We start from the raw sequence: 26,722 nt of genomic DNA on the forward strand, positions 1-26,722 counted from the left end.
GCTTCGCTGTTGCCAAATGAATAACGGCGCTTTGTCAACAACCTTTAGCCGTGAATTCCGTTGGAGCCGTAATTCGTTGCCGGAGGCTGTTTTTCCGGGGTTTTCCAGCCCTGGAGGGGCGTGAAGGCGACCCCGGAGGGGGCGGTTGGGCAAGCCCAGCCAGCGCTGATGAAGGTATCGGCGGGGGCCAGCCGGGCTTGATGGGCAATCACGGAAAATCCCTGGTAGCCCGCCTGGCGCGCGCCTTGGCAATGGACCGCAGAAACGAAAAAGGCCGCGATGCAGGGCATCGCGGCCTTTCAGGACTGAGGTGGGAGAGCTGTCAGCCGATCTTGTTGAACAACGACATCGACTGCATCTGCGAGAAGATCGTCTGCGCCGCCTGCAGTGCGGTGCTCTGCAGTTGGTACTGGCTCAGCGCATCGGCGTAGTCCAGGTCGCGCATCTGCGACAGCGTGGTCTTCAGGGTCACACTGTTGGCTTCACGCATGTCGGCGGCATTGTCCAGCGCCTTCAGCTGGGCGCCGCCGGCCGCACGCGAGTCGATCATCCGCTCCGACGCCCGCGCGACGTCGCGCAGCACGCTTTGCAATTCGTTCTGCTGTGCGCTCATCTTCGCGGTGGTACCGGTGTCGGCATCCAGCGCGGTGATCAGCTTGTCCATGGTGTCGAAGATGTCGCGGCTGCTCGCCGGCTTTACGTTGAAGCTGTCGCCTGCGGCAGGCGCACCGGTGATCTGCAGGCGTACGCCGTTCACTTCCAGATCGTCACCGGCCTTGTAGGTGCCGGTGCCGGTCACATTGCCCGCACCATCCAGCACCTCGTACTGGTTGGCGGCGGTGAAGCGGACGCTGAAGCTCTGGCCGTTCCAGCTGTCGCTGCCATCGCGGGTGATGTTGGTCAGCACGCCGTTGCCGGTATTGCCGGCGGCGGCAGCTCCATCAACGAAGCCGTCGCCGGTGGGGATGCGCATGAAGATCTCGCTGCCGGGCAGGGCATCGCGGACGTAGGTATCGGGGCCGACCTCGATCTGGCGCTGGGTCTGGTCACCGCGGTAGACCACCTTGCCGTTGATCTTGGCGAACGGCGGGTCACCATCGTTGGTGCCGCCGAACACATAGCGGCCGGTGCCGTCTTCGGCGTTGGCCAGCGACAGCAGGCCGTCGCGGATCTGGTTCAGCTCGGTGATCAGCGTCTTCTTGTCGGACGCGCTCAACGCGGGGTTGCTGGCCTGGATGGTCAGGTCGTTGACCCGACCCATCAGGTCGTTGACCTGGGCCAGGGTATTTTCCTGCACGCCCAGCCGGTTCTGTACGTTGCCGGCATTGAGCTTCATGCGGTCCAGGGCGGCCAGGCTGCGATCAAGGCCCACGGCAGCACCGGCGCCGACCGGGTCGTCCTTGGCGCTGACGATCTTGCTGCCGGTGGCGATCTGCTGCTCCAGATGGCTGAGCTTGGCCTGCTTGGCCATCATCAGCGACACCGACTGGTTGTACATCATGCTGGTGGAGATGCGGCTGCTCATCGGCGGACGGCTCCCAGGATTGTCTGGAACATGCTGTCGGCGGTGGAGATCAGCTGCGAGGCGGCCTGGTAGGCCTGCTGCAGGCGCAGCATGTCGGCGGCTTCCTCGTCCAGATTGACGCCGGACACCTCGTCACGGGCTTCCTGCGCCTTGTCATTGATCACCAGCTGCGCCTCCAGCGAGTACTCGGCCGAGCGCGCGGCGGCACCGACCTGGGTGGTGAGGCCACCCAGTGCGCCGTTCAGGGTCACGGTGCCGGCATTGAAGGCCTTCGCGCTTTCCACCTTGGCCAGCTTGGAGGCATTGCTGTTGTCCGAGGAGCCGGCCGGGGTCGGGGTGATGTTGAAGGTGTCGCCGACCTTCGGTGCGCCATCCAGCACGAAGCTCCACCCGTTGGCACTGATGGTCTGGCCGGGGGTGTAGGTCTGCGGCGGGCCGCCATCGATGGTGTAGGTGGTGGCCGAGGTGAACACGATCGCGGCCGGATTGCGCAGGTTGGCGTTGGTCGAATCGCTGACGGTGACCCCACTCAGTTTGCCGGTACCGGTGTTGGAGGTCGCGGCCGCGCCCTTCACCGCAGCGGCCGCAGCGATGCGCGAGGGATCGGTGATCGCCACTTCCATGGTGCCAGCCACGCCTGCGGTGGGCTGCAGCAGGAACCGATCATTGGCGGCCGGGGTGCCCCCGACCACCATCTTGACGCCGTTGATCACCAGCGGATCGGCAGCGGTGCCGGTACCGGTCAGCGGAACGTTGGCGCCGGTGTCGGCACGGCTGGCCTTCCAGTTGGTGCCATCGAACTGCAGCACCACGTTCTGTGCTTCCAGCTTGCCGAGGTCGCCATAGGTGGCGCTCAGGCTGGCGCTGCCGGTATTGGCGTTGTTGGCGGTGACGCGCGGGTTGCCGATGTTGAAGAAGTCGCCACCCAGCTGGCCATACATGTCCACGCCCTGGTGATGGGCCTGGTTGAACGTTTCGGCCAGGCCCACTGCGAGCTTGCCCAGTTCGGCCTGGGCCGGGGTCAGCACGGTGTCGCGGAATTCCAGCAGGCCACCGATCTGGCCACCGACCGCCTTTGCGTCAAGCCTGATCGTGTTGCCCTGGGTCTCCAGCGCCAGCTGCAGGCGCTCGGGCTGGTACGGGTCGGCCACGGTGGTGACCTTGGTCGCCGTGGTACCCACCACCAGCGCGTTACCGCCGGCGGTGTAGACATTCATGATGCCGCCGTCCTGGATCACTGCCGTGCCACCGGTGTAGCCGATCAGCTGGGTGATCAGCTGGTCGCGGCGATCGAGCAGGTCAGGCGCAGCCGTGGCGATGTTGGTGCCGATGGCGCCGTTGATCTGCGCGATCTCCTGCGCCAGGCGATTGACCTCGGTGGCACCGGCCATCAGGCCGTTGTTGACCTCGCTGTTGAGGTTGTTCAGGTGCGTGTTGAGCTGCACGAAGCGGTTGGCCAGCGCCTTGCCACCGTCGAGCATGTTCTGTCGGTCGGCCGTGCCGGAGGCATTGGAGGACAGGCCGCTGACCGAGTCGAAGAAGTTCGACCACACGCCGGCCACGTTGGTGGCGGCTTCGGAGAACAGCGAGTTGACCCGGTCGGCCATGCCGGAGAGCTGCTTCAGGCGCGCCAGCTCACCGCTGCTGTCGAGCAGGCGCGAGATCGCCAGCTGGTCGGCGGTGCGGCGGATGTCGGTGATGCGGGTGCCGTTACCGACCGTGCCATAGCCGTAGTTCTGCGGATCAGCGGTGGCGAAGTTGACCTTCTGCCGGCTGTAGCCGGGGGTATTGAGGTTGGCCACGTTGTGGCTGGTGGTTGCCAACGCACGCTGGAAGGCGAGCAGGGCACCAGTACCGGTGGAAAGTACGCTGGACATGGGGTTCCTCAACGACGAGTGATACCCAGCGCCGCGGTTGCGGTGCTGGCGAAGGTCTGGCCAAGGCGCAAGCCGGCATCGGCCACGGCACTGACGGCGCGCTCGATGGTCGGGCCGCCGGCGATCGCGGCGATCTTGGCCGCGTAGCGCGGATCGGTGGCATAGCCGGCGCGCTGCAGGCCGCGGGCGAAGCCCTGCACGTCGGTGCCGGCCTGCAGGGCCTGCTGATAGCGCGGGCTGGTCTTCAGCAGGCGCACGTAGTCGGCGAAGCTCTCGGCCGGCGAGCTGTAGGCGCGGAAGCTGGCGGTCTCATTGCGGCGTACGCCGTCGACGTATTCATGGGTGCCGGCCACGGCGCGCTGGCCGTTCCAGCCATTGGCCTTGATGCCGAACAGGTTGTGCGAGGTGCTGCCGTCGGCATGCTTGATGTGGCGCTTGCCCCAGCCGGTTTCCAGCGCGGCCTGGGCGACCAGGGCGCGGGCATCCACGCCCAGTTCCTTGGCCGCACTCTGCGCGTGCTGCCAGATGCTGGCGACGAAGCCTTCCGGGGTGTGCTCGCCCAGCTGGGCGACGGCGGTACGGGTGGCCATTGCATCGGCCGGGCTGATCGCGGTGCCGCGATTGCTGGCGGTGGCCGACCACTGGTCGCTGTTGGCGGCCCAGTCCTCGCCCTGCAGGCTGCCGATGTACGGATCGTCGGTGCCCAGCGAGCGGTGCATGCTGTTGCTTTCGCGCCCGGCGATCAGGTCCAGGGCTTGTTCCATCGGCGCAACCGCGGCCTGCGCACCGTGCTGCGCACCGGCGGCCATCTGCTGCAGCAGGCGCACCGCCTGGCTGCCGTCTTCCAGCGGCAGCGACGGTGCCGGCTTGGCCGGTGCATTGAGCTGGTAGGCACGACTGGCCTTGGCCGGGTCCACGCGGGTATCCAGCGCCGGGCCCTCGGCGGCCTGGCCGGACAGCTGCCGGCTGATCATGCCCGACAGGCCCAGGCCCTTGCCGCGGGTCATCGCCTCGGCAATCTTCTGGTCGTACATCTCGCGGAACATCTTGTTTTCGCCGGGGAACAGCGAGTCGCCGAAGCTGGCGTCACGCATGCTCTTGACCAGCATCTGCGCGAACTGGCCTTCCAGTTGGAGCGCGACCTTGTCGATCTTGGCCGGATCGTTCTGTTGCGCCGGGTGCAGATCGAATGCGGGAGTGATGCGCATATCAGATCACCTCGAGCTCGGCACTCAATGCGCCGGCCTGCTTCAGGGCTTCCAGGATCGCGATGAGATCGCCCGGTGCCGCGCCAACCGCGTTCACCGCGTGCACGATCTCGTCCAGGGTGGTGCCGCCGCTGAACTTGAACATGCGGCTGCCGTCGTTGGTGGCGGTGATGGTCGACTGCGGGCTGGCCACGGTGCGGCCGCCGGACAGCGCATTGGGCTGGCTGACGTTGGTGTTTTCCTGGATGGTCACGGTCAGCGAACCATGCGAAATCGCCGCCGGTCCCACGCGCACCTGCTGGCCGATGACCACGGTGCCGGTACGCGAATTGACCACCACCTTGGCCGGGGCGCTGCCCGGGGTCAGCTCCAGGTTCTCGATGCGCGCCAGCAGGCCGATGCGCGCGCCCGGGTCGGTCGGTGCGGTGACCGCGACGGTCACGCCATCGACCGCACGCGCCGCGCCTTCGCCGAAGGCGTTGTTGAGCGCGGCGACCATGCGCGAGACTGTGGTGAAGTCGTTGTTGTGCAGGTTCAGGGTGATGTCGCCGCCGTTGGCCAGCGGATCGGGCAGGGCGCGTTCAACCGTGGCACCGTTGGGAATGCGGCCGACGCTGGGCACGTTCACCGAGACACGGGAACCATCCTTGCCCTGCGCACCGAAGCCGCCGACGATCAGGTTGCCCTGGGCGATGGCATAGATCTGGCCATCGGCACCGCGCAGCGGTGCCATCAGCAGCGAACCGCCGCGCAGCGAGACCGCGTTGCCGATCGAGGAGACCGTGATGTCGATCGGCTGGCCGGGCTTGGCGAACGGCGGCAGCTCGGCGTGGATGGCGACCGCCGCCACGTTCTTCAGCTGCGGATTGACGTTCGGCGGCACATTGACGCCCAGCTCGCCGAGCAGGTTCTTCAGGCTCTGCACGGTGAAGGGGGCCTGGCTGGTGCGGTCGCCGCTGCCGTCCAGGCCGACCACCAGGCCATAACCCACCAGCGCATTGCCGCGCACGCCACCGACCTGGGCCAGGTCCTTGATGCGCTCGGCGCTGGCCGGGGCTGCCACGACCAGCAGCATCAGCGCGACGAACGACGCCATGCGGCGCTGCCAGGAAAAAGAGAGGAAGAGTTTCATGGCCATACTCAGAACGGCGTCAGGCCGGAGTTGAAGAAGCGGCTCAGCCAGCCCATCGCGTTGGACTGCGCGACGGGACCGCGGCCGCCGTAGACGATGCGGGCCTCGGCCACGCGGCTGGACGGAATGGTGTTGTCCTGGCTGATGTCGCCCGGGCGCACGATGCCCTGCACCTGCACCAGTTCATCGCCCTGGTTCAGCCGCAGGTTCTTCTGCCCCTGCACCACCAGGTTGCCGTTGGGCAGGCGCTGCACCACGGTGACGGTGACGCTGCCCTGCAGGCGGTTGCTCTGCGCGCTGTTGCCCTTGCCGGTGAAGTCACGCTTGCCCGCCGCCGATGCGCTGAGGATGTCCTTGCCGCCGAGGGTGACCGGTGCGCCGAGAATGGACGGTGTGCCCAGGCTCAGGTTCGATTCCTTGTTGGTGGCGGTGTTGGCACTGGTCTGCGCGGTGGTGTTTTCCAGCAGCGTGATGGTCAGCAGGTCGCCGACATCGCGTGCGCGCCGGTCCGAATACAGCTGCAGCGTCGGGCCGGCAGCGTAGATCGCACCGGCGGTCGGCTGTGCCTGCGGCGGCATGATCGGCTGGATCGGTGCCATCGTCGGGTAGGGGCGCACGTCGCCCGCGATCACGCAGCCACCGAGCAGGGCGGCCACGGCGCAGGCGAGGGCAGTGCGGGCGAAGTTGGAAATGGGCGACATGGCGGTTTCCCGGTTTGGCCGGTCAGAGCTTGTTGTTGAGATAGCCGAGCATCGAATCGGTGGTGGAGATCGCCTTGGCGTTCATTTCGTAGGCGCGCTGGGTTTCGATCATCGACACCAGCTCTTCCACCACGTTGACGTTGCTGCCTTCCAGCGCGCCCTGCACCACGGTGCCGAGGCCGTTGAGGCCGGGGTTGCCGTTCTGTGCCGGGCCGGACGCAGTGGTCTCGAGGAACAGATTCTCGCCACGGGCCTGCAGGCCAGCCGGATTGACGAAGTCGGTCAGGGTCAGCGCGCCGACTTCCACCGAAGCGGCGCCGTCGGCCATCTTCACGCTGATGGTGCCGTCGGTACCGATGGTTACCGATTGCGCGCCTTCGGGAATCTGGATGCCTGGCTGCACCGGGTAGCCGCTGTTGGTGACCAGCTCGCTGTCCTGGTTGATCTTGAACGAGCCATCACGGGTGTAGGCCGAGCTGCCATCAGGCATCTGAACTTCGAAGAAGCCGCGGCCATTGACCATCACGTCCAGGGCGCGGCCGGTCTGCTGCTGGCCACCCTGTTCAAAGTTCTTGGCGGTGGCGACCACGCGCACGCCGGTACCCAGCTGCAGGCCGGTGGGCAGCTGCGTCTGCGCCGACGAGGAGCCGCCGGGCTGGCGCACCTGCTGGTACAGCAGGTCTTCAAAACTGGCACGGTCCTGCTTGAAGCCGGTGGTGTTGGTGTTGGCGAGGTTGTTGGAAACCACCGACATGCGCATCTGCTGCGCATCCAGTCCGGTTTTCGCGATCCACAATGCCTGGTTCATCTTCGATGTCCTGTCTGCTGAAGCCGGCCGCGTGGTGCGGCCCTTGTATGCGGGTGTGCAAGCGGTGTGCCAGCGCCGCCGTCAACCGGCGCCGGAATTCCGTCAGCTGCCCAGGCGCAGCATGCTGTTGGCGCTGCGCGCGTTTTCGTCGCCGTGCTTGATCACCTGCACCTGCATTTCGTACTGGCGCTGCAGCTGGATCATCTGCACCAGCGCGCCAGCGGCATCCACGTTGCTGCCTTCCAGCTGGCCGCTGTGCACGGCCGCGCCCTGCGCCGGTGCGAACGGCTGGCGTGGATCGGTGTTGCGGAAGAGGCCATCGAGGCCGCGCTCCAGGCGCTCGTCGGGCGCCTGCACGACCTTGATCCGGCCGATCTGCGCCATGGTCTGCGGGCCTTCGCCCTGCGGAATGATCGAGATCGTGCCGTCGGCACCGATCTCCATGGCCTGGTAGGGCGGAATGGCGATCGGGTTGTTGTTGTCATCCAGTACCGTGCGGCCACTGGAGGTCACCAGCTGGCCGTTCGGCGTCACCGACAGCGCGGCGCCACGGGTGTACGCCTCGCTGCCGTCGCTGGACTGTACCGCCAGCCAGGTGCCGGTCTGCAGCGAAAGATCCAGCGGCTTGCCGGTGATGTGCTGCGAGCCGGGCGTGCGGTTGAACCCGGCATCGACATGCAGCGCATCCACCCGCGAGGCAAAGCCCGGGCCACGGATCGGGAAGGCTTCGGTGTTGGCCAGCGCTTCCTTGAAGCCGGGGGTATCGGAATTGGCGAGGTTGTGGCTGAGCGTGCCCTGCGCCTGCAGGGAGGCGCGGGCACCGGTCATCGCCACGTAAAGGGCTTTATCCATGCGGGGAGTTCCGTGACGGGGTCAGCAGGTCATCAACGGATGTTGATGACGGTCTGGGTGATCTGGTCCTGCGTGGTGATCATCTGCGCGTTGGCCTGGAAGTTGCGCTGCGCGGTGATCATGTTGACCAGCTGCTCGGTGAGGTCGACGGTGGACGCTTCCAGCGAGCCGGCCTGGATCTTGCCGAGGTTGGAGGTGTCCGGCATGCCGGTGCGCGGGGTGCCCGACTCGAACGTCTCCACCCACAGGTTGTTGCCCTTCTGCTCCAGACCCTGCGTGTTGTTGAACGTGGTCAGTGCGACCTGGCCGAGGGGCTTGTCGTCGCCGTTGGAGTAGCGGGCATAGACCACGCCGGTTTCCGACACGGTGATCTCGTTGAGCTTGCCGGCGGCATAGCCGTCCTGCTGGGTGTTGCGCAGCGCGAACTTCTCGCCGTACTGGGTCGAGCCGCTGATATCCAGCGTCATGTTCAGCTGGCCCGCGCCGGTGGTCGGGGTGAAAGTACCGAGGCTGACCTTGCCGTTGGCAGGATTGGTCAGCTTGCCGCTGTTGTCGAACGTCACCGGGGTCGGTGCGCCGGCCGGCTGGCCATCCACGTAGTTGCGCACGGTCCACTCGTTGGGGTTGGCGCCCTTCACGAAGTACGAGACCTGGATGTGGCTCACGCCCAGCGAGTCGTACACGGTGATGCCGCCGCTGGAGTGGTTGTAGCTGTTCGAGTCGGTCGGATCGAAATTGGTGACCGTCGGTTGCTTGGCGTTGGCGGGCAGGGTGAAACCGACCTTCACTTCGCTGGTCTGCTTCGGCGCGCTGTCGGTAGTCAGCAGCTGCAGGTCGACCAGGCGGCCGGCATCGAAGTTGGTGCCATCGGCGTTCGGCGCGAACACCTGCAGGCGCGCGCCCTGCGGGTTGATCACATAGCCGGCGGAATCGGTCTGGAAGTTGCCGGCACGCGAGTACACGCGCGAGCCGTTCATGTTCATGGTGAAGAAGCCCTCACCGGAGATCGCCATGTCCAGGCTGCGGCCGGTCTGCTCGTTGTGGCCCTGGATGAACTGTTGGGCCACGTTGGAAACGCGCACGCCCGAGCCGGTCTGGTTCTTCGACAGGCCGTAGCTGGTGGAGGCGAACAGGTCAGCGAACTCGGCGCGTGATTGCTTGAAGCCGGCGGTATTGACGTTGGCGACGTTGTTGGCGGTGACGCTCAGGTCGGTATTGGCGGCATTGATGCCGGACAGGGAGACGTTGAAGCCCATGGGATGCTCCTGGTAAGTACGGGGTGTGCGGCTCAGCTGACGCGGAGCACGTAGTCGATCGGGGCCGTGCCCAGGCCCTTGAGGTTCAGGTACAGGCCGTCGGAACCGACGGTCACGCTCTCCACCGGGGCCTGCACGTAGGTGGACAGCTTGGTGCTCTTGCCGGTGGTGTCGACGTGGTTGGCGACAACCGAGTACTTGCCCGGTTCCATCCGCTTGCCGTTGGCGTCCTTGCCGTCCCACTTGAAGGCGGTTTCGCCGGCGGCCTTGGCTTCAACGCTCAGCGAGGTGACCTTGGCGCCGTTGGCATCGGTGATGTCCACGGTGATGATGCCGGCCGACGGTGCGGCCACCGTGCCCTCGACGCTGCCTTCCTTTTCCAGCACCAGCTTTTCCGATGGCACCAGTACCTGGTGGCCGACCAGCGCAGCACCACGCAGCACCTGGTCGCTGGCCATCGACTCCTGGAAGCCCTTCACCGTCTTGTTCAGATCGGTGATGCCCTGCACGGTGGACATCTGCGCCATCTGCGCGACCATCTGCGTGTTGTCCATCGGCTTCAGCGGATCCTGGTGCTGCAGCTGCTCGGTCATCAGGCGCAGGAAGTCGGCCTGGTCCAGCGTGTTCTTCTTCTTGGTGGCGTTGCTGTTCGGGGCGTTCAGGCCCAGCGCGGAATAGACGTCCTGGCTGGTCTGGTTGTTGACGGCGGTGGTCATGGCGGTATCCGGTGCTGCGGGCCTCAGCGGCCCATGGTCAGGGTGGCCAGGGCCAGTTCCTTGGCGGTGGTCAGCATTTCCACGCCGGCCTGGTAATTGCGCGAGGTCGAGATCAGGTTGACCATCTGTGCCACTGGATCGACGTCGGGCTGGTAGATGTAGCCATCGGCGTCGGCCAGCGGATGGCCGGGCTCGTAGCGCTTGATCGGCGCTGCCTCGCTCTGGGTGATCTCCTTGACCTTCACCGACGTGATGTTCGGATCGTTCTTGCTGGTCACGGCCTGGAAGATCGGCTCCAGCGGCTTGTACACGGCATCGGCGGAACCGGCGACGGTGTCGGCGTTGGAGAGGTTGGAGGCGATGGTGCTCATGCGCACCGACTGCGCCTGCAGCGCGGAGCCGGCGATATCGAAGATCGGCAGGTTGCTCATGGCTTATTGCCCCGTGATCGCGGTCAGCATGGAACGCACCTTGCTCTCGACGAAGCTGAGCGAGGCGCGGTACTCGAGCGCGGCACGGCCATAGGCGGCACGCTCGGCATCGGGATCGACGGTGTTGCCGTCCAGGCTGGGCTGCACGCCTTCGCGCGCGATCTGGAACGGATTCAGGCCACTACTGATTTCGTAGTGCTGCTCGTGGGTGGTGGCCATCAGGCCATTGGCATCCTGCCCCTGGGCGTGGCGCAGGGCGGCATCGAAGTCCAGGTCCTGGGCCTTGTAGCCGGGAGTGTCGGCATTGCCGAGGTTGCTGGCGATCAGCTTCATCCGCTGTTCGCGCAACGGCATGGCCTGGGCATGGACGCCCAGGTAGTCGGTAATCAGGTTGCGCACGGTGCACTCCCACGGGAACGTTGCCCAGGAAGCTGCAAGGGGTGTGCCAAAGGCGTGGGGTCAGATCCCCGCAGGGGCTCTGACCCCGTGGTCGACGCGTTGCGATGCGGGGTCGGAGCCCGTTCCGGGATCCGACCCCGCGGCCGGCCTTACGCCGCCATCGCCACCTTGCGCAGGCGGTCCAGCACGAAGTCGGCCAGCTCGTGCGGCGAGTACTTGGCGACGAAGGCGTTGGCACCGACGCGCTCGACCATCGCATTGTTGAAGACGCCCGACAGCGAGGTATGCAGCAGGACGTACAGGCCGGCCAGGCCCGGGTGGCGCCGGATTTCCGTCGTCAGCGTATAGCCGTCCATGGCCGGCATCTCGATGTCCGAGATGACCATGGCGTAGCGTTCGGCCGGGTTCTCGCCCGAGGCATGGATCTGCAGCAGGTGGTCCAGCGCCTGCCTGCCGTCGGAGAGCAGGGTGGCGCCCACCCCCAGCTGGTCCAGCACGCTGCGGATCTGCTGGCGGGCCACGCGCGAGTCGTCCACCACCAGCACCTGCAGCTGCGGGCCGTCGGCCGGCATTGCCAGTGTCGGGTCCAATACCGCCTCGCCACGCACCTGGGCGATGTCGGCCAGCACGCTTTCAACGTCGATCACCTGGATCAGCTCGCCCTGGAAGCGGGTGACTGCGGTCAGGTAGCTGGATTCGGCGCCCAGTTCCGGCGGCGGGTGGATGTCTTCCACCGCGATGTTGACGATCCGCTCCACGCCGCTGACCAGGAAGCCCTGGATCGAACGGTTGAACTCGGTGACGACCAGGTAGCCGGGCGAGGTGTCCGCATCGGGCTCACGCTCGGGGTGGCCGATCGCCAGGCCCAGGTCCAGCACCGGTACCGAGCGGCCGCGGACGTCCGCAACGCCGGAGAACTGGCTGGGCAGCCCGGGTACCTGGAACAGCTCCGGGCGCCGCAGGACTTCCTGCACCTTGAAGACATTGACGCCAAAAAGCTGACGTCCGCCGAGACGGAACAGCAGCAGCGCCAGGCGGTTGTGGCCGGCCAGACGGGTCCGCTGGTCGATCCGGTTGAGCAGGTCATGGGACATGGCTGCTGTATCGGCGTGTTGGGCGCCGAACTTGAGCGCTTTTGTAGAGTCGAGCCGTGCTCGACTGGCTGTACGGAGAAAAGCAGTCGAGCACGGCTCGACTCTACAAGGGCGGTGCTCTGGCACACCCCTTGCACGCACCTGGGCCAGATCCCTTCGACAGGAGGCGCCATGCGCCGGGTCACATCTCTGTTCGCCATCGCGCTGGCGCTGGCCTCGCCGTGCGCGTCCGCCGCCGACTGGCAGCCGGTGGCCAGCATCCGTGCCGCGGCGTTGTCGACGCTGCCGGCCGGCAGTGAAGGCGAGGCCCAGGTGGCCGATGCGCTTCGCCTGCCGAAGTGTGGGGGGGCGCTGCAGGTGCAGCCCACCGCCAACACCACGGTGGAGGTCAGCTGCCCCGATGCCGGCGGCTGGCGACTGTTCGTGCCAGTGAAGGTGCGGCGCAACCAGACCGTGCTGGTGCTCAACCGTGGAATCGGCACTGGAGAAACCATCTCCGCCGCCGATATCACCACTGCCCAGCGTGACGCCGCCCGGATTGCCGGTTCGGTGCTGGCCGATCCCAATGCGGCGATCGGCCGCATCGCCCGCCGTCCGTTGCAGGCCGGAGCCCTGCTGTCGAGCAATGATCTGGTGGTGCAGCGTCTCATCAGGCGAGGAGACAATGTGGCCCTGGTCTCGCGTCGTGGCTCGGTCGAGGTCCGTATTGCCGGCCGCGCGATGGGTGATGCCGGTGAGAATGAGCGGGTCTCGGTCGAGAACCTGTCCTCGCGGCGGATCGTGCAGGGCACGGTCGATGCCGCGGGTGACGTAATCGTGGCGCGTTGAATTACCGCAAAATATCCCTAAAGATCACGGCCCTGAGGCCGTTATCCCTTGTGAACGGCAACTCCAGGACACCCCATGAGCCAGAAAATCGACGGCAACCTGCAGGTCCCCCAGGCACTGCGCAGCGTGACGACCCCGGCCAACAAGCCCGGCGTCAGCACCGATGCGGCGGCGCGCCCGGTCGAAGCGGCCGACAGCCTGCGCCTGACCGGCGAGGCCACCAATCTGCAGGCCATCGAGCGTGAGCTGACCACCGCCCCGGCGATCGACGCCCAGCGCGTGGCCGCCGTGCGCGAGTCACTGCAGAACGGCACCTACAAGATCAATCCGGACGCGATCGCATCGCGCATGCTCGAGCTGGACCAGCAGCTGCACGGATGACCGCGGCGATGAGCGAGCCGCTGCAGCGCCTTGCCCAGGCCCTGGACGTCGAACGCCAGGCCCTGGTCGAGCACGACGTGCACGCCCTGATCCGGGCCACCGGGGCCAAGCTGGAGGCGTTGCGTGCGCTGGAAGGCGCGCCGCCGGTCGGGGAAGGCGAACAGCTGCAGGAACTGGCTGAACGCAACCGTGCCAATGGTGTGCTGCTGTCGCGCCGCCGCCGCGAGGTCAACTGGGCGCTGCGCCAGCTGGGCCGCACCGAGGACGCCTCGGCGTACGACGCCAAGGGCCAGTCACACACGGTCACTGCGCGCCGCCCACTCGCCGTCGCCTGACGCGACGGCGGTCGCACAACCCATTCCCGCGGGCTGAAGCCCGCTGCGTGACCGCGTATATTGGGCGCCTGTTCGAATGCCCCGAGTCGCCGTGTCCGCTGCCAACGCCCTGGTTACCGCCCCCCTTCCGCCGCAGCCGGTGCTGCAGGCGTTGCTTGAGCGCCTGCGCGAAGGCTTGCTGCTGTTCACTGAAGACGGGCAGGTGGCGCTGGCCAATCCGGCCGCGCAGAACCTGCTCGCCAGCGGAGAAGATAGCGCATTGCCGCCGCCGCAGCGCCTGCGTGAACTGCTGCCGCCCGATGCGCTGGAGCAGGCGCGCCAGCACGGCCACTGGAACGGCAGCCTGCCGCTGGGCGAGGGCGTGGTCATCGCGCACCTCTACCACCACGGCCCGGTCGGCCAAGGGCACTTCCTGGCGCTGTTCCGCCACATCGAAGGGCAGGAGGACTACGAGCGCGAACTGCAGCAGCGCCATGCAGAGCTGCGCCAGGCCTACCTGCGCCTCAACGGCACCCAGGAAAAGCTGCTGCAGTCGGAGAAGATGGCCTCGATCGGCCAGCTCGCCGCCGGCGTAGCACACGAGATCAACAACCCGATCGGCTACGTGCACTCCAACCTGGGCAGCCTGCAGGAGTACCTGCGCAGCCTGTTCACCGTGATCGAAGCCTATGAACGCGCGTTGCGAGCGCCCGACCCGAAGGCGCTGATCCCGGAAATCGACGATATCCGTGACCGCCTGGACATCGATTTCATCAGCCGCGACCTGCCGCAGCTGATGGCCGAGTCGCGCGAAGGCATCGAGCGGGTGACGCGCATCGTGCGTGATCTGAAGGATTTCTCGTATTCCGGCCGCGACGAGTCATGGAAGCTGGTCGACCTGCACGCGGGCCTGGAATCGACCATCAACATCATCTGGAACGAACTGAAGTACAAGGTCACCCTGGTACGCGAGTTCGGCCAGCTGCCGCTGGTGGAATGCCTGCCGTCGGAGTTGAACCAGGTCTACATGAACCTGCTGCTCAACGCCGGCCATGCCATCGCCGAGCGCGGCACCATCACCGTGCGTACCGGTGTTGAGGGTGACCATGTATGGGTCGAATTTGAAGACACTGGCGGCGGCATCTCGCCGGAACTGCGCCAGCGCATCTTCGATCCGTTCTTCACCACCAAGCCGGTCGGCAGCGGCACCGGCCTGGGCCTGTCGATTTCCTACAGCATCATCAACAAGCACCACGGCCGCATCGACCTGGACAGCACCCCGGGCGTGGGCTCGCGCTTCCGCGTGGTGCTGCCGGTGAAGCAGCCGCGCTGACCGCCTGTGGTAGTGCCGGCCGCTGGCCGGCAACCTCATTGAACCCGACATCCAGAGCAGCCGGCCAGCGGCCGGCTCTACCAGAGGGGATCGTTACCGCAGCGGGCGATCCTCGCCGCCATCTCCGCTCTCGGCAGGCGCCGGCCCGGCGTTGCTGCGGCGCTGTTCCTCGTAGGTGCGGAACGCCTGGTGGATGTGCTTGCGCAGCTCGTCGTCGTTCCACGGCTTGGTCAGGAAACGGTAGATCGCGCCGCGGTTGATCGCATCGGTGACCGTGTTCAGATCGGTGTAACCCGACAGCACCAGCCGGATCGTATCCGGGTACAGCATCTTCACCCGGCCCAGGAACTCGGTGCCGCTCATGTCGCTCATGCGCTGGTCGGACAGGATCACCTGCACGTCATTGATTGCCAGCAGGTCGAACGCATCGCGCACGTTGCCGGCCGCCAGGATGCGGTAGCCGTCGCGGCGGAACAGGCGCACCAGCGAACGCAGCACGTTCTCTTCGTCGTCCAGCAGCAGCAGCGTGCGATCCGGGCGGGTCTCGGCGAACGCCTCCGGGCGCAGGTAGCGGCGGCGCAGGGTCATGCCGGCGGCATCGGCCGACATCGGTTCGCCGAACAGATAACCCTGGAATACATCGCAGTCATTGCGGCGCAGGAAACCCAGCTGGGCCTGTGATTCCACGCCGTTGGCGATCACGGTCATGCCCAGCTGGTGGCCCATGGCGATGATCGCGCGGGCGATGGCCGCCTCGCGGTTGCCGGCCGGCGCACTCTTGATGAAGCTGCGGTCGATCTTGAGCTTGTCCACCGGGTAGCGCACCAGCGCACTGAGGCTGGAATCACCGGTGCCGAAATTGTCCAGGCTCAGGCTGATGCCTTCGTTGCGCAGATTGGCCAGCGTCTCGTGCACGAAGTTGACGTTGTTGGTCAGCGCGCTTTCGTTGATCTCCAGCGTCAGCATCTGTGCCGGCACGCCGGCGGCCTGGATCAGGCCCATCACTTCGGCGAAGAAGTTCGGCCGCAGCAGCTGCAGGGTGGAGACGTTCACCGCAATGGTGAAGTCGTCGAAGCCCTGGTCGCGCCACAGGCGGGCCTGCTTCAACGCTCCTTCCAGCACCCAGGTGCCGATCTGCACGATGATGCCCAGCCGTTCGGCGGTGCGCATGAAGCGTTCGGGTACCAGCATGCCCAGCGTGGGCGATTGCCAGCGCAGCAGCGCTTCCATGCCCACCACATGACCGTCGCGGGCGCTGACCAGCGGCTGGTAGCGCAGTTTCAGTTCGCCATTGGGAATGGCATCGACGATCTGCCGCGCGATGATGCTCTCGCTGTGCGCGCTGGGCGGGGTATCCACCGCGTGGATGCGCACCGCGTTGCCGCCTTCGCGCGCGGCCTGGTACAGCGCGTCCTCGGCGTGATCGAGCAGGCGCGAGGTGCTGCTGGCATGGTCCGGGCACAGGCTGACGCCGAGCTTGCCGGTCATGAACAGCGTGTACGGCAGTACCGACAGTGGCAGTTCCATCTGCTGGCGGATCTCCTCGGCGAAGTCCTCCGGCAGCGGCACGTCGGCAGTGCGGGGCACCGCGATCAGGAATTCGTCACTGCCATGGCGCCACAGCTTGCCGCGCCCGCGCAGGTAGGACTGCAGCCGCTGCGCCACCAGCACCAGCGCCTGGTCACCCACCTCGGCACTCATGTTCTCGTTGACCGAGGCGAAGTGGTCGATGTCCACGTGCATCAGCATCAGTGCGGTGCCGCCCGAGGCCGCTTCGGCGACCATCGCCTGCAGCTCGGGGTTGCCGGCGCCGAGGCGGTCGGGCGCATCGTCGATGCTGACCGGGGGCAGGTTGGGATTCCACATAGGCTCAGTAGTCCGGTGACTCAACGGCGGCCATGCTGGCCGCCTGGTAGGGGAGATGGACGTCGATCAGGGTGCCTTCACCGTGCGCGGACTCGATCCGCACGTGGCCACCGACGCTCTGCGCGCGCTCGCGCATCACGATCAGGCCGAGGCCGCGCGGACCGTCCGGGTCGAAGCCCTCGCCATCATCACGGATCTGCAGGTGCAGGCCGCGCTGGCCGACATCGCGCAGCTGCAGCAGGACCTGGCTGGCGCGGGCATGGCGCAGGGCATTGGTCAGGCTCTCCTGCGCGATGCGGAAGCAGGCCTGCTCGATGCTGTTGTCAGGACGTTGTGGCAGCGGTTCGATCTCGGCCAGCAGTTCCACCGGCGAGGAACGGAACAGCACCCGTGCCTGCCAGCTCAGTGCAGCCTCCAGGCCCAGGGCATCCAGCTGCGGCGGGCGCAGCAGCGTGGAGATGTCGCGCAGCTTGGCCACGGTGGTGTCGGCCAGGCTGACGATCTGCGCCAGATCCTCGGCGCGGCGCTGTGGATCATGCTCGTCCTGCGCAGCATGGGCGGACAGCTTGATTGCGGTGATCGCCTGGCCGATGTCGTCGTGCAGGTCGCGCGAAATCGCGCGGCGTTCGTCTTCCTGCAGCGAGAACAGGCGGCCGGCCATGGCCTGCAGTTCGCGGTTGCTGGTCTCCAGCGCACTGCGGATGCGTTCGGAATCGCTGAGGTCGCGCACGATCAGCAGCTTGCAGTCGCGTCCGCCATAGCGCACTTCGCCTACCGCCAGCCCCGCATGGAAGCTGCGGCCGTCGGCACGCTGCATCGCCACCACGCTGCTGTGGCCAGGCCCCAGATGCGGCTGTCCGGCGCGCAGCTGACTGCGGACCCGGGCCAGGTCGCCGACCGCGACCAGGGCCGACAGCGGCTCACCCAGCAGGGTGTGGCTGCCATAGCCGAACAGGCCGGCGGCCCAGGCATTGGCATACAGCACGTGCTCGTCGGAGAGGATCACCACGCCGTCGGGCAGTACCCGCACCAGTTCGCGGAACTGTTCCTCGCGTTCACGCAGCAGGCGCCGTGACTGCTCGCGTTCGGTCACGTCCTGCAGGGTTCCGAGCACGCGGTTGCGGCCGGCTTCGTCGATGCCACTGGCGGCACGCAGGTGCACCATCAGTGCACGACCGTCCATCGACAGCAATGGCAACAACACGTCCACCTGCACCGGCTCGCCGGAGCAGAGCTCGGCCAACAACTGCTCGGTCTGGGTTGCGGTCGCCGGGTCGGCCGGCACCAGCAGTTCGTCGAAGCGATGCCAGCGGCGGGCTTCGGGGGGGCGTCGGCCGAGCAGCCGATAGACCTGGTTGGAATAGCGGCCGAGCCCGGTGGACGGGTCCAGTTCCCAGGCGCCGATGCGGGCCAGCTCATGTGCCTCCTCGACCCGTGCCAGCGCCTGGTCACGGCGCAGCTGCGCCAGGTCCTCGGCGGTGCGGTCGATGGCGATCAGCAGGCGGGCGTTGTGGCCGTCGTAGCTGATGGCATTGGAGCGCAGCTCCATCTGCCGCAGGCTGCCGTCGCGCAGCTGCAGCTGGGTGCGCAGGATGCACAGCTCTTCCGGCGCCTCCCGGATCGCTTCCAGCTTGGTCTGCAGCGCCTGGTCCTGGCCCGGTGGCCACAGCGCGTCGATGGTCTGCTCCAGCAGTTCGTCACGCTCCCAGCCAAATGCGCTGCAGGCGGCCGGGTTCGCGTCGAGGATCGCCAGTGTGTCCAGGTCGTAGACCAGGATCGGGCCGGGATTGCCCTCGAACATCTGCCGCAGGCGCAGTTCGGAGGCTTGCTGGCGGGCATGGGTATGCAGCACGTGCTCGGCCAGCGGGCGCAGCAGCAGGTACAGCAGGCCGGCGCTGGCCACGGCGAAGAACGCGCCCTTCAGGCCCTGCCACAATGCGGCCTGCTGCGGGTCGGGTACCAGCGCCTGTACGGCGCCGTCGGTCGCGATCATCCAGGCCAGCGCCATCACCAGATAGCTCAGCACCACCCGGCGCCGGTCGCGGCTCAGCGACTGCGCCATCCGCGGGTCGGAAACTGGGGCGCTGCCGGTGGGTTCTGCGGGCATGGACGGGCTGGATGAAAGGGGCGCCGGCCATCTTACCGCGCGGGTGTGCCCTGGCCACTCAATTATCCGCCGCAGGCGCCGTTAACCACTGCGTGCCCCGCTGACGGGCGTGTCATCCGGAGCAAGATCGCGTGGACCAAGGGATCATCGCCAGCCTGCTGCAGCACCCGCTTGCGTCGGCGCTGGTCATCGTCGACCGTACGGGCCGCCCGCTGGCGGCCAATCCGGCTGCGCGCGAGCATGGCCTGCCGGCCACCGTGGCTGCCTATGCGCCGATGCTGGAAGATCTACGCCTGATGGCCGCCGATGGCGGCATCGTGGCCTGCACGCTGCCGGGTGGCCCGCGTGGACATTACGACGGCCACCTGCGTGCCGTGCATGACGGTGCCGGCAACCTGCTGGCCTTCACCCTGAGCATTCCCGAACCGGTGCCGGTTGATGGCGGTGGCCGCTGGGAGCTGGCGCTCGACAGCGCCGGCCACAGCCTGTGGGACTGGGATATTCCCAGCGACCGTGTGGCGCGCACGCCAGCACTGGGTGATGAAACCGCCACCGCGATGCTGGCGCGTGTGCACAGCGAGGACATCGCCCAGGTGCGTGCCGCGCTGGACCAGCATCTGCGCGGGCAGAGCGAGCAGTACAGCGCGCAGTTCCGCTTCCGCCAGGCCGATGGCCAGTGGCGCTGGGTGCTGGACCGGGGCCGCGTGGTCGCGCGCACCGCCGACGGCCAGCCGCTGCGGATGGTCGGCACGCATACCGATATCGAGCAGCAGAAGCAGCTCGAATCGCTGCTACAGGAGCAGCAGCTGCACCTGAGCGAGGCACAGCGCATCGCCAGCATGGGCAGCTGGTCGTTCGACCCCGGCACTGGCCATTTCTGGTGGTCGCCGGAGCTGCGTTCGCTGCTGGCGCTGGAGCAGGGGGCCGTACCCGGCCAGCGGCGCTGGCTGAAGCAGCTGCACCCGCGTTCGCGCGGCGCGTTGCGGGCGGCGTGGCGGCGATTGTGGCGCGATGGCCGCGCCGCCAACCTCGAGCTGGAGCTGACCCGCGGCAATGAGCCGTCACAGCATCTGCGGCTGTGGATCCAGCCGCTGCTGGACATGGACGGCCAGCCCAAGCGCCTGCTCGGCCAGGTGCAGAACATCACCGAGCAGCACCAGACCGACGCGTTGATCCGCTGGCGCACCGAGCTGCTCAATCGCGTGTCCGCGCTGGGCCGCATCGGTGGCTGCGAGATCGAGGTGCAGACCCGGCACATGCAGTGGACCGAGGAGTGCTACCGCATCCATGGCCTGCGCAAGGAGCCGATCACCCTCGATCAGGCGATGGCGCTGTATACCGAGGATTCGCGCAGTGCCTTCGAGGCGGCGCTGGGCCGGATTGCTGCGGGTGGACTGCCCGAGCAGCTGGACCTGTGCTTCTATCGCCAGTCCGGCCTGCGCGTATGGGTGCAGGTGCTGATCGAGCTGGACCGTCGCGATGGCCTGCCGCCGCGCTTCGTGGTGCTGTTCCGTGACATCACCCGCGAGCGCGAGGCCAACGAGCGCATCGAGTTGCTGGCCCACTATGACCTGCTGACCGGCCTGCCCAATCGTGTGCTGCTCGGCGAACAGACCGCCGAAGCCATCGAGGAAGCGCGCGACCGCGGCACCTCGCTGGCGATGTTGTTCATCGACCTGGACGGCTTCAAGACCATCAACGACAGCTTCGGCCACGCCACCGGCGATGCGCTGCTGAAGGCCGCTGCTACCCGCCTGCACCAGAACCTGCGCAACAACGACCTGTTCGGCCGCTTCAGTGGCGACGAATTCATCGTCGTGCTGCGCGACCTGGCCGAGCCGGAAGACGCGGGTCACGTCGCGCGCAAGCTGATCGCTTCGCTGGCCGAGCCGCTGCGCCGCGGCGAAACCACCTTGAAGGTCGGCGCCAGCGTCGGCATCGCGATGCTGGGCGATGCCCAGACCGACTTCGATTCGCTGCTGCGTGCCGCCGACGCCGCGATGTATGCAGCCAAGGAAGCCGGCCGCAATACTTACCAGTACTACAGTCAGGACGCGCTGGCGCGAATCCAGCGCAAGCTCGAACTGGAGCACGCCCTGCACGGGGCGATCGAGCGCGAAGAGTTCAGCCTGGCGTACCAGCCGCTGCTGCACGCCCACCACGGTGAGCCGCCAGCAATCGAGGCTTTACTGCGCTGGCACCGGCCCGGTATCGGCTACTGCAGCCCGGCCGAGTTCATTCCGATTGCGGAGAAGTGCGGCGAGATCGTGCGCATCGGCGACTGGGTGCTGAACGAAGCCTGCCGCCAGGCAATCGCCTGGGACCGGGCCGGCCTGTGTTTCGACCGCATCGCGGTCAATGTGTCGGCGGTGCAGCTGCGCGACCGCGGTTTCGCCGAACGCGTGATCGAGATCTGCCATGCCCACGGCTGGCCGCCGCAGCGGCTGGAGCTGGAACTGACCGAGTCGGCGTTGATCCGTGACACCGACATCCTGCGGCATTGCTTCGACGTGCTGGAACGGCACGGTGTGCCACTGGCGGTGGATGACTTTGGTACCGGCTTCTCCAATCTGAACTACCTCAACCGTTTCCCGGTGGGGCGCCTGAAGATCGACCGCAGTTTCGTGCAGGGCATGCTGCACGACTCGGGCACGGCCGAGGTGACCCAGGCCATCGTGCACCTGGGTCACGCACTGGGCATGAAGGTGGTGGCCGAGGGCGTGGAAACGCACCAGGAGGAAGACATGCTGCGCCGCCAGGGCTGCGACGAGATCCAGGGCTATCTATACTCGCGCCCGCTCAGCCCGCGCGACCTGGCGCAGTGGCTGCGGCAGCAGCACCCGGCACCCGGGCGCACAGATGCTGCCAGCGAGGTCGTGCTGGCACGCTGAGGGTGGCGCCGGGCTTTGCCCGGTGGGATCGCCGCACGCCGACGCACCGCTCTGGCAGGTGTCGACCTTGGTCGACACGAATGCCGGTGCTCGCGATCATCCACGCATGGCGTGGATCTGCCCCGGAAACTCCGCTCTCAACTGCATCCGCAGCAGTTCGACGATGGCCGCATAGCGGCGCTTCTGCACCAGATAGCTGGCCAGGAACAGCGGCAGCACCAGCAGCATCGGTGCCGCTATCGGGCGCATCGCCACCAGTGGCAACAGCAGCAGTGAGAGGATCGCCACGAACCAGCTGCACAGGCCGATCACCCGCACTTCGTGCCGTCGCGCGTTGAGTACGATGCGTCCACGCATCACCGGGAAGTAGCGCAGGCTGAAGCTCGGCGCAAAGCTCTCGCGGAACGCCATGCTGCCGTCCGGCAGTGCATGGAAGGCCAGGTGCTGCCATTTGTCTTGCGGCAGGTCACGTTCCAGGCTGCCGAGCGAGAGCCGGGCCTGCATGGCCGGTGACGCCGCGATGCGTTCGTTGAACAGGGTGATGCCCCAACTGAAATAGCCGGCCACCCAAGCCATCAGAAGGAGGGTCTCGATCAGGAGCACTGCGATCAGGGCGATGGCCATCGGTCTTCCATGAACGGGATCGGTGGATCATGCCATGCCGGGCGCCTCATCCAGGCGTGGGCTGGATCGGCAGTTGTCGGAACCTGGATAGCCGAAACGTCAGTTGCCTGGGCGCAGGTAGGCCACCCAGGCAAGCGGGAACAGTCCAGTAGCAAGGGAGCGGGCCAGATAGGCCTCGTCGATCGTCCAGGGCGCCGGAAAGTCGGAAATCACTTCCGTCGCTGCGCATGAGCAGGATTCCCATGCTTCTTCCGACGGCTGGCCTTCGAACTCGAAGCGTACCCGGACAAGTTGCATGCCGGCGTCTGCCTCGATCGACGCCTGGAGCAGCTGTGCCGGGGTCTGGCCCAGAAGTGCTCGTCGCAGGGAGGCACGCAGGACGTCCGGGGCCACGGGGTCGATCATGTTTGCCTGTTCGAAGGTTGTGTCATCGCGCCGTTATCGTTTCAGCGCTTCCCCATCCAGCCCCAGGTCCCACGCCAGTCCCAGCAGCGCCTCATCCGCGCGAGACGGGCCAGGCCGCGCATCGGCCAGCTGCTGCAGTTCGCGGATCTCCTCACGTGCCACCTCTTCCAGCTGTTGCAGCTGCTCACGCACGCTCGCGTTGCGCGGGCGCTCGGTGTCGGTGAGGGAGGGCAGGGCGCGGATCAGGGTCATGGTGCGTGTACAGGATGCATCCAACGGCGGGTCACAGGCAAAGGCCCCGGTATGACCGGGGCCTTGCGGGCTGCCGGCGGCGGCAGCGGACATCAGGATCAGAACAGCTCGACGGTACCAGCGCCCATGCTCTGCTGGGCAACCGGCTTGTGCGGCGGGCGTTCCCATTCGCTGCGCAGTTCGCGCAGGCGGCTGCCGGTGCGCTGCAGTGCGGTGGCGATCTCTTCGTCGAACACGCCGCCATTGCGGTGCAGCAGCTCCTGCAGGGCAACCGCTTCACGGTTGATCGCAGTCAGGCGGTCCAGGTGGGTGTGCACGCCGCCCAGCGCCTGGGTGGCGATGTCTTCGAACTGCAGGGCGCGTACGGCCTCGGCCACGCTGCCATCGATCGAACGGGCGCACTCGGACACTTCGCGCATGCCATCGCCCAGCGAGGCATTGATCTGCGCGACGTTGTCGAGCATGGCCGCCGCTTCCTGACGCGCTTCGCGGGAGCGGTCCATGTCACGCGAGGCCATGTGCGAGACCGTCTCGCGCACCTTGGCGATGGCGTCCTTGGAGCTGTGCGCCAGCTTGCGGATCTGCTCGTTGAACGTGGTCGAGCGCTCGGACAGGTTGCGCACTTCGTCGGCCACCACCGCGAAGCCTCGACCGGCTTCACCGGCACGCGCGGCTTCGATGGCAGCGTTGAGTGCCAGCAGGTTGGTCTGGTCGGCGATCGACTTGACGTCTTCCAGCAGCGCGAAGATGCCATCCAGGTGCTGCGCCATCTGGTCGATGTGCTGCACGGTGGTGCTGCTCTGGCCGCTCACCTGTTCCAGTGCTTCTACCAGCTGTTCCATGCGGTGGCTGGCGTGCTGGGCGAAACGGGCAACGTCGAGGCCGGCATTGCCTTCATCACCGGCGCGATCGACGATGCGCGACAGGGCCTGGCTCTGCTGGCGCGACTTGCGGTTCATGGCATCGAAGCTGCCGCCCAGGCTGGAGACCGCCTGGCGGATCAGGTCGCGGGCGCGTTCCACTTCGCCACGCGAACCGTCGATCTCGTTGCCGACGAAGTTGCGCAGTTCGGTCAGCAGCTGGTCCTGCTCACGCAGGACGCGGGCATGTTCCGGGGAACGGTGCGCCTGGGCGCGGGTGGTCCACCACGCAAAGCCAAGCCAGCTCAGCGTCATCGTGGTCAGGATCGCCCAGCGCAGGGCGGCCGGCCATTCGAAACCGATGGCGAAGGGGAGCAGCAGGGTCAGAGCCAGGGGGGCGGCCAGACGGATGAAAATGCGTGAGTACATGGACGTTCTCGGGAGGTGCACGGAGGATGTATCGGCCGTACCCCCTTTCTCTTTAACGTCGATGTGCCTCGAAGTGCATTCTGAATGCGCCGGTTTTCCGGCGCTGCCGGCCTGTTCGGGGGCAGGGCCCTTTCCGTGCCGGACAGGGATCCGACCCCGGGTTGGCGGCAGGCGGGGTCGGATCCCTTTTCCATGGAAAAGGGCTCTGACCCCATCGGGCTTAGGCCAGCTGCCGGTCCACGGCCTCGATCATCGCCTTGCGGCTGAACAGGAAGTCCCAGTAGCTGCCGCCCAGCTGGCGCCACAGCACCGCCGAACGCACCGCGGCCAGCAGCAGGGCGCGGATCTCGGCGACCACGCCGGCCTGGCCCAGGTAATGCGGGTTGCCCTGCACCATCACCCGCGGCTTAAGGTGGCTGATGGTGTCGGCGTAAAGGCCACCCAGGTTGGCCAGCACGTCCGGGTGGCCGCTGTCGCCGAGCTCAAGGGCCTGGCGCTGGGCGCGTTCGATGCCCGAGGCGACCTTGTTCACGGTGGCGCCGTCCTGCACGAAGCGGCGCTCCAGCTGCAGCACCGACAGGGCCAGCTTGGGCAGGATCGGGTCCTGGCCCTGGCTGCGGAAGTAGTTGTGCAGCAGGCGCAGCCCAGCCTTCAATGCATGGCGGTCACCGAACACCTCCTGCGGCGAAGACGCGTCGACGCGGAACACACTGTCCACGGCGGTGCGCACGGCAGCGGCGTCGGAATGGCCGGTATCGGCGATGCGGCGTACCTGCTGCAGGGCCTGGGCAATGCCGGCCAAAGCCAGGACGCGGTCGTCGACAGTGAAACTCATGCAGCGATTACCTCAAAAGGGGAAGGGGTGGTGCGCAGGCGCTGTTCCAGCGGCGCATCGGTGGCGGCGATCACCGCGCCACCCAGGCACACATCACCGTCATACAGCACCAGTGATTGACCGGGAGTAACGGCGCGCTGCGGGCGCGCAAAGGTGACCAGCACGCTGCCATCGTCCAGCACCTCGACCGTACACGGCTCGTCAGGCTGGCGGTAGCGGGTCTGCGCGGTGCACTCGAAGCGCCGTGCCGGCGGTGCGCCGGCAATCCAGTGCGCGGTCTCCGAGCGCAGGCGGTCGGACAGCATCCACTTGCTGTCGCGGTCCTGGTCGACGTACAGCACGTTGCTGGCCACATCCTTGCCGACCACGTACCACGGCGCCGCAGGGCGGCCACGCACGCCGCCGATGTTCAGGCCCTCGCGCTGGCCCAGGGTGAAATAGAACACGCCCGGATGCTCAGCAATCACGCTGCCGTCGGCCGGGTCGAGGATCTGGCCCGGTTTGGCCGGCAGGTAACGGCCGAGGAACTCGCGGAAGTCGCGCTCACCGATGAAGCAGATGCCGGTGGAGTCCTTCTTGGCGTGGGTCGGCAGGCTGACGTCACGCGCGATCCGGCGCAGGTCGGTCTTTTCCAGGTCGCCGATCGGGAACAGGGTGGCCGCCAGCTGCTCCTGACCCAACTGGTGCAGGAAGTAGCTCTGGTCCTTGGAGCGGTCGGCACCACGCAGCAGCAGCCACTGGTGGCCGCGCTGGGTCACCCGCGCGTAGTGGCCGGTGGCGATGCGCTCGGCGCCCAGCTCGCGGGCGGCATCCAGGAAGTGCTTGAACTTCACTTCGCGGTTGCACAGCACGTCCGGGTTCGGGGTGCGGCCGGCCGCGTACTCGGCCAGGAAATGCTCGAATACGCCCTGCCAGTACTCGCTGGAGAAATCGCGGAAGTGGAACGGGATGCCGAGCAGGCCGCACACGGCCACCGCATCGCGGCGGTCGTCCTCGGCGCGGCAATCGCCGCTGCCGTCGTCGGCCCAGTTCTGCATGAACAGGCCGGCCACGGCCTCGCCCTGCTGCACCAGCCGCCAGGCGGCGACCGAGGAATCGACGCCACCGGAGACGCCCACCATCACGCGCGGAGTGCTCATGCGACCTCCCGGACCAGTGAAAGCGGATGGCGCTGGCCACCCAGGAAATCAGCCACCACCTGCCAGACCAGCGGGCTACGCTGGCGCTCGCCGGCAGCCTGCAGTTCGGCCGGGGTCAGCCACAGCGCGCGATCGATGCCGGTGTCCAGCGGCTGCGCCGGATCGTGCGAGACCGGGCGCGCCGCGTAGCAGAAGCGCAGGAAGGCGGTGCCGTCGTCGGCGGTCCACTGGTAGCAGCCGATGAAATGGGTCAGCTGCACGGTCCAGCCGGTTTCCTCGCGGGTCTCGCGCAGGGCCGCCTCGGCCAGGCTTTCGCCCGGCTCGAGATGGCCGGCCGGCTGGTTCAGCACCTGGCGGCCGTCGATGGTCTCCTCGACCAGCAGCACGCGGCCGCCGTCGATCACCACCGTGGCGACGGTGGCGTGCGGTGCCCAGCGCGGGTCCGGCGTGGCGTTCAAC

Annotated in this window: 26 protein-coding genes; 5 read left to right on the forward strand and 21 right to left on the reverse strand. The window is 67.0% G+C overall.

The genetic code is table 11. From position 1 onward, the window contains the following. Nucleotides 1-322: 322 nt before the first annotated feature. The 12 genes from flgL to N5D91_RS04455 form a co-directional block, all read right to left on the reverse strand. Nucleotides 323-1,525 (reverse strand): flagellar hook-associated protein FlgL, encoded by a 1,203-nt coding sequence (gene flgL / locus N5D91_RS04400; protein ID WP_180854440.1) that lies wholly within the window; start codon nt 1,523-1,525, stop codon nt 323-325. Continuing rightward, complete coding sequence (flgK, locus tag N5D91_RS04405) at nt 1,522-3,402, reverse strand: flagellar hook-associated protein FlgK (RefSeq protein ID WP_153855277.1); 1,881 nt, start codon at nt 3,400-3,402, stop codon at nt 1,522-1,524. Before flgK ends, flgL begins: the two co-directional genes overlap by 4 nt. A gap of 8 nt (nt 3,403-3,410) precedes the next feature. Further along, a complete protein-coding gene (gene flgJ / locus N5D91_RS04410; RefSeq protein ID WP_180854439.1) occupies nt 3,411-4,610 on the reverse strand; it encodes a flagellar assembly peptidoglycan hydrolase FlgJ in 1,200 nt (399 codons plus the stop codon). Nucleotide 4,611: 1 nt separating this feature from the next. Continuing rightward, on the reverse strand, nt 4,612-5,748 hold the full coding sequence (locus N5D91_RS04415) for a flagellar basal body P-ring protein FlgI (RefSeq protein WP_275942996.1): 1,137 nt from the start codon (nt 5,746-5,748) through the stop codon (nt 4,612-4,614). A gap of 2 nt (nt 5,749-5,750) precedes the next feature. Next, nucleotides 5,751-6,443 (reverse strand): flagellar basal body L-ring protein FlgH, encoded by a 693-nt coding sequence (gene flgH / locus N5D91_RS04420; RefSeq protein ID WP_088025898.1) that lies wholly within the window; start codon nt 6,441-6,443, stop codon nt 5,751-5,753. A gap of 22 nt (nt 6,444-6,465) precedes the next feature. Continuing rightward, on the reverse strand, nt 6,466-7,251 hold the full coding sequence (gene flgG, locus N5D91_RS04425; protein ID WP_005409571.1) for a flagellar basal-body rod protein FlgG: 786 nt from the start codon (nt 7,249-7,251) through the stop codon (nt 6,466-6,468). Between the two features lie 102 nt (nt 7,252-7,353). Then, complete coding sequence (locus tag N5D91_RS04430; protein WP_180854438.1) at nt 7,354-8,103, reverse strand: flagellar basal body rod protein FlgF; 750 nt, start codon at nt 8,101-8,103, stop codon at nt 7,354-7,356. A gap of 32 nt (nt 8,104-8,135) precedes the next feature. Further along, on the reverse strand, nt 8,136-9,359 hold the full coding sequence (gene flgE, locus N5D91_RS04435; protein WP_107431886.1) for a flagellar hook protein FlgE: 1,224 nt from the start codon (nt 9,357-9,359) through the stop codon (nt 8,136-8,138). Nucleotides 9,360-9,391: 32 nt separating this feature from the next. Then, nucleotides 9,392-10,075 carry a flagellar hook capping FlgD N-terminal domain-containing protein gene (locus N5D91_RS04440; RefSeq protein WP_164161868.1) on the reverse strand — a complete coding sequence of 228 codons (684 nt, stop codon included), beginning with the start codon at nt 10,073-10,075 and terminating at the stop codon, nt 9,392-9,394. 23 nt (nt 10,076-10,098) lie between these two features. Then, nucleotides 10,099-10,506 (reverse strand): flagellar basal body rod protein FlgC, encoded by a 408-nt coding sequence (gene flgC, locus N5D91_RS04445; RefSeq protein ID WP_005416461.1) that lies wholly within the window; start codon nt 10,504-10,506, stop codon nt 10,099-10,101. Nucleotides 10,507-10,509: 3 nt separating this feature from the next. Continuing rightward, nucleotides 10,510-10,905, reverse strand: a complete 396-nt coding sequence (gene flgB, locus N5D91_RS04450) for a flagellar basal body rod protein FlgB (RefSeq protein ID WP_005409576.1) — start codon at nt 10,903-10,905, stop codon at nt 10,510-10,512. A 149-nt stretch (nt 10,906-11,054) separates the two neighbouring features. Continuing rightward, complete coding sequence (locus tag N5D91_RS04455; protein WP_180846579.1) at nt 11,055-11,999, reverse strand: chemotaxis protein; 945 nt, start codon at nt 11,997-11,999, stop codon at nt 11,055-11,057. A 171-nt stretch (nt 12,000-12,170) separates the two neighbouring features. Here N5D91_RS04455 and flgA point away from each other — a divergent pair, with 171 nt between their 5' ends. The 4 genes from flgA to N5D91_RS04475 all read left to right on the forward strand — a co-directional run bounded on the left by flgA (nt 12,171) and on the right by N5D91_RS04475 (nt 14,855). Continuing rightward, a complete protein-coding gene (gene flgA / locus N5D91_RS04460; RefSeq protein WP_153855283.1) occupies nt 12,171-12,827 on the forward strand; it encodes a flagellar basal body P-ring formation chaperone FlgA in 657 nt (218 codons plus the stop codon). Between the two features lie 75 nt (nt 12,828-12,902). Beyond that, nucleotides 12,903-13,208, forward strand: a complete 306-nt coding sequence (gene flgM / locus N5D91_RS04465) for a flagellar biosynthesis anti-sigma factor FlgM (RefSeq protein WP_019337421.1) — start codon at nt 12,903-12,905, stop codon at nt 13,206-13,208. After that, a complete protein-coding gene (locus N5D91_RS04470; RefSeq protein WP_006366325.1) occupies nt 13,205-13,543 on the forward strand; it encodes a flagellar protein FlgN in 339 nt (112 codons plus the stop codon). Before flgM ends, N5D91_RS04470 begins: the two co-directional genes overlap by 4 nt. Nucleotides 13,544-13,634: 91 nt before the next feature. Next, nucleotides 13,635-14,855 carry an ATP-binding protein gene (locus N5D91_RS04475; RefSeq protein ID WP_164161865.1) on the forward strand — a complete coding sequence of 407 codons (1,221 nt, stop codon included), beginning with the start codon at nt 13,635-13,637 and terminating at the stop codon, nt 14,853-14,855. Between the two features lie 93 nt (nt 14,856-14,948). Here the strand turns inward: N5D91_RS04475 and N5D91_RS04480 are convergent, their stop codons facing one another. Continuing rightward, complete coding sequence (locus N5D91_RS04480; protein WP_110712242.1) at nt 14,949-16,721, reverse strand: EAL domain-containing protein; 1,773 nt, start codon at nt 16,719-16,721, stop codon at nt 14,949-14,951. Between the two features lie 4 nt (nt 16,722-16,725). Continuing rightward, on the reverse strand, nt 16,726-18,828 hold the full coding sequence (locus N5D91_RS04485; protein WP_110712243.1) for a PAS domain-containing sensor histidine kinase: 2,103 nt from the start codon (nt 18,826-18,828) through the stop codon (nt 16,726-16,728). Nucleotides 18,829-18,959: 131 nt separating this feature from the next. Between N5D91_RS04485 and N5D91_RS04490 the strand changes: the two genes are divergently transcribed. Continuing rightward, nucleotides 18,960-21,719: a GGDEF domain-containing phosphodiesterase gene (locus N5D91_RS04490; protein ID WP_110712244.1), complete on the forward strand. Its 2,760-nt coding sequence runs from the start codon at nt 18,960-18,962 to the stop codon at nt 21,717-21,719. Between the two features lie 96 nt (nt 21,720-21,815). Here N5D91_RS04490 and N5D91_RS04495 read toward each other — a convergent pair whose 3' ends face one another. From N5D91_RS04495 to N5D91_RS04525, 7 genes are all read right to left on the reverse strand, one after another. Next, a complete protein-coding gene (locus tag N5D91_RS04495) occupies nt 21,816-22,343 on the reverse strand; it encodes a hypothetical protein (RefSeq protein WP_110712245.1) in 528 nt (175 codons plus the stop codon). A gap of 99 nt (nt 22,344-22,442) precedes the next feature. After that, a complete protein-coding gene (locus N5D91_RS04500) occupies nt 22,443-22,748 on the reverse strand; it encodes a hypothetical protein (protein WP_110712246.1) in 306 nt (101 codons plus the stop codon). A gap of 33 nt (nt 22,749-22,781) precedes the next feature. After that, nucleotides 22,782-23,000 carry a hypothetical protein gene (locus tag N5D91_RS04505; RefSeq protein WP_110712247.1) on the reverse strand — a complete coding sequence of 73 codons (219 nt, stop codon included), beginning with the start codon at nt 22,998-23,000 and terminating at the stop codon, nt 22,782-22,784. A gap of 98 nt (nt 23,001-23,098) precedes the next feature. After that, complete coding sequence (locus N5D91_RS04510; protein ID WP_010485867.1) at nt 23,099-24,289, reverse strand: methyl-accepting chemotaxis protein; 1,191 nt, start codon at nt 24,287-24,289, stop codon at nt 23,099-23,101. A gap of 220 nt (nt 24,290-24,509) precedes the next feature. After that, entirely contained in the window at nt 24,510-25,124 is a 615-nt protein-coding gene (hflD, locus tag N5D91_RS04515; protein ID WP_097049047.1) for a high frequency lysogenization protein HflD, read from the reverse strand. Further along, complete coding sequence (gene mnmA / locus N5D91_RS04520) at nt 25,121-26,263, reverse strand: tRNA 2-thiouridine(34) synthase MnmA (RefSeq protein ID WP_010485863.1); 1,143 nt, start codon at nt 26,261-26,263, stop codon at nt 25,121-25,123. Before mnmA ends, hflD begins: the two co-directional genes overlap by 4 nt. Then, on the reverse strand, nt 26,260-26,721 hold the full coding sequence (locus N5D91_RS04525; protein ID WP_110712249.1) for an NUDIX hydrolase: 462 nt from the start codon (nt 26,719-26,721) through the stop codon (nt 26,260-26,262). Before N5D91_RS04525 ends, mnmA begins: the two co-directional genes overlap by 4 nt. Between the last annotated feature and the right edge of the window lies 1 nt (nt 26,722).

It is taken from the genome of Stenotrophomonas sp. GD03794, from assembly GCF_029842145.1.
Lineage (GTDB): Bacteria > Pseudomonadota > Gammaproteobacteria > Xanthomonadales > Xanthomonadaceae > Stenotrophomonas > Stenotrophomonas riyadhensis.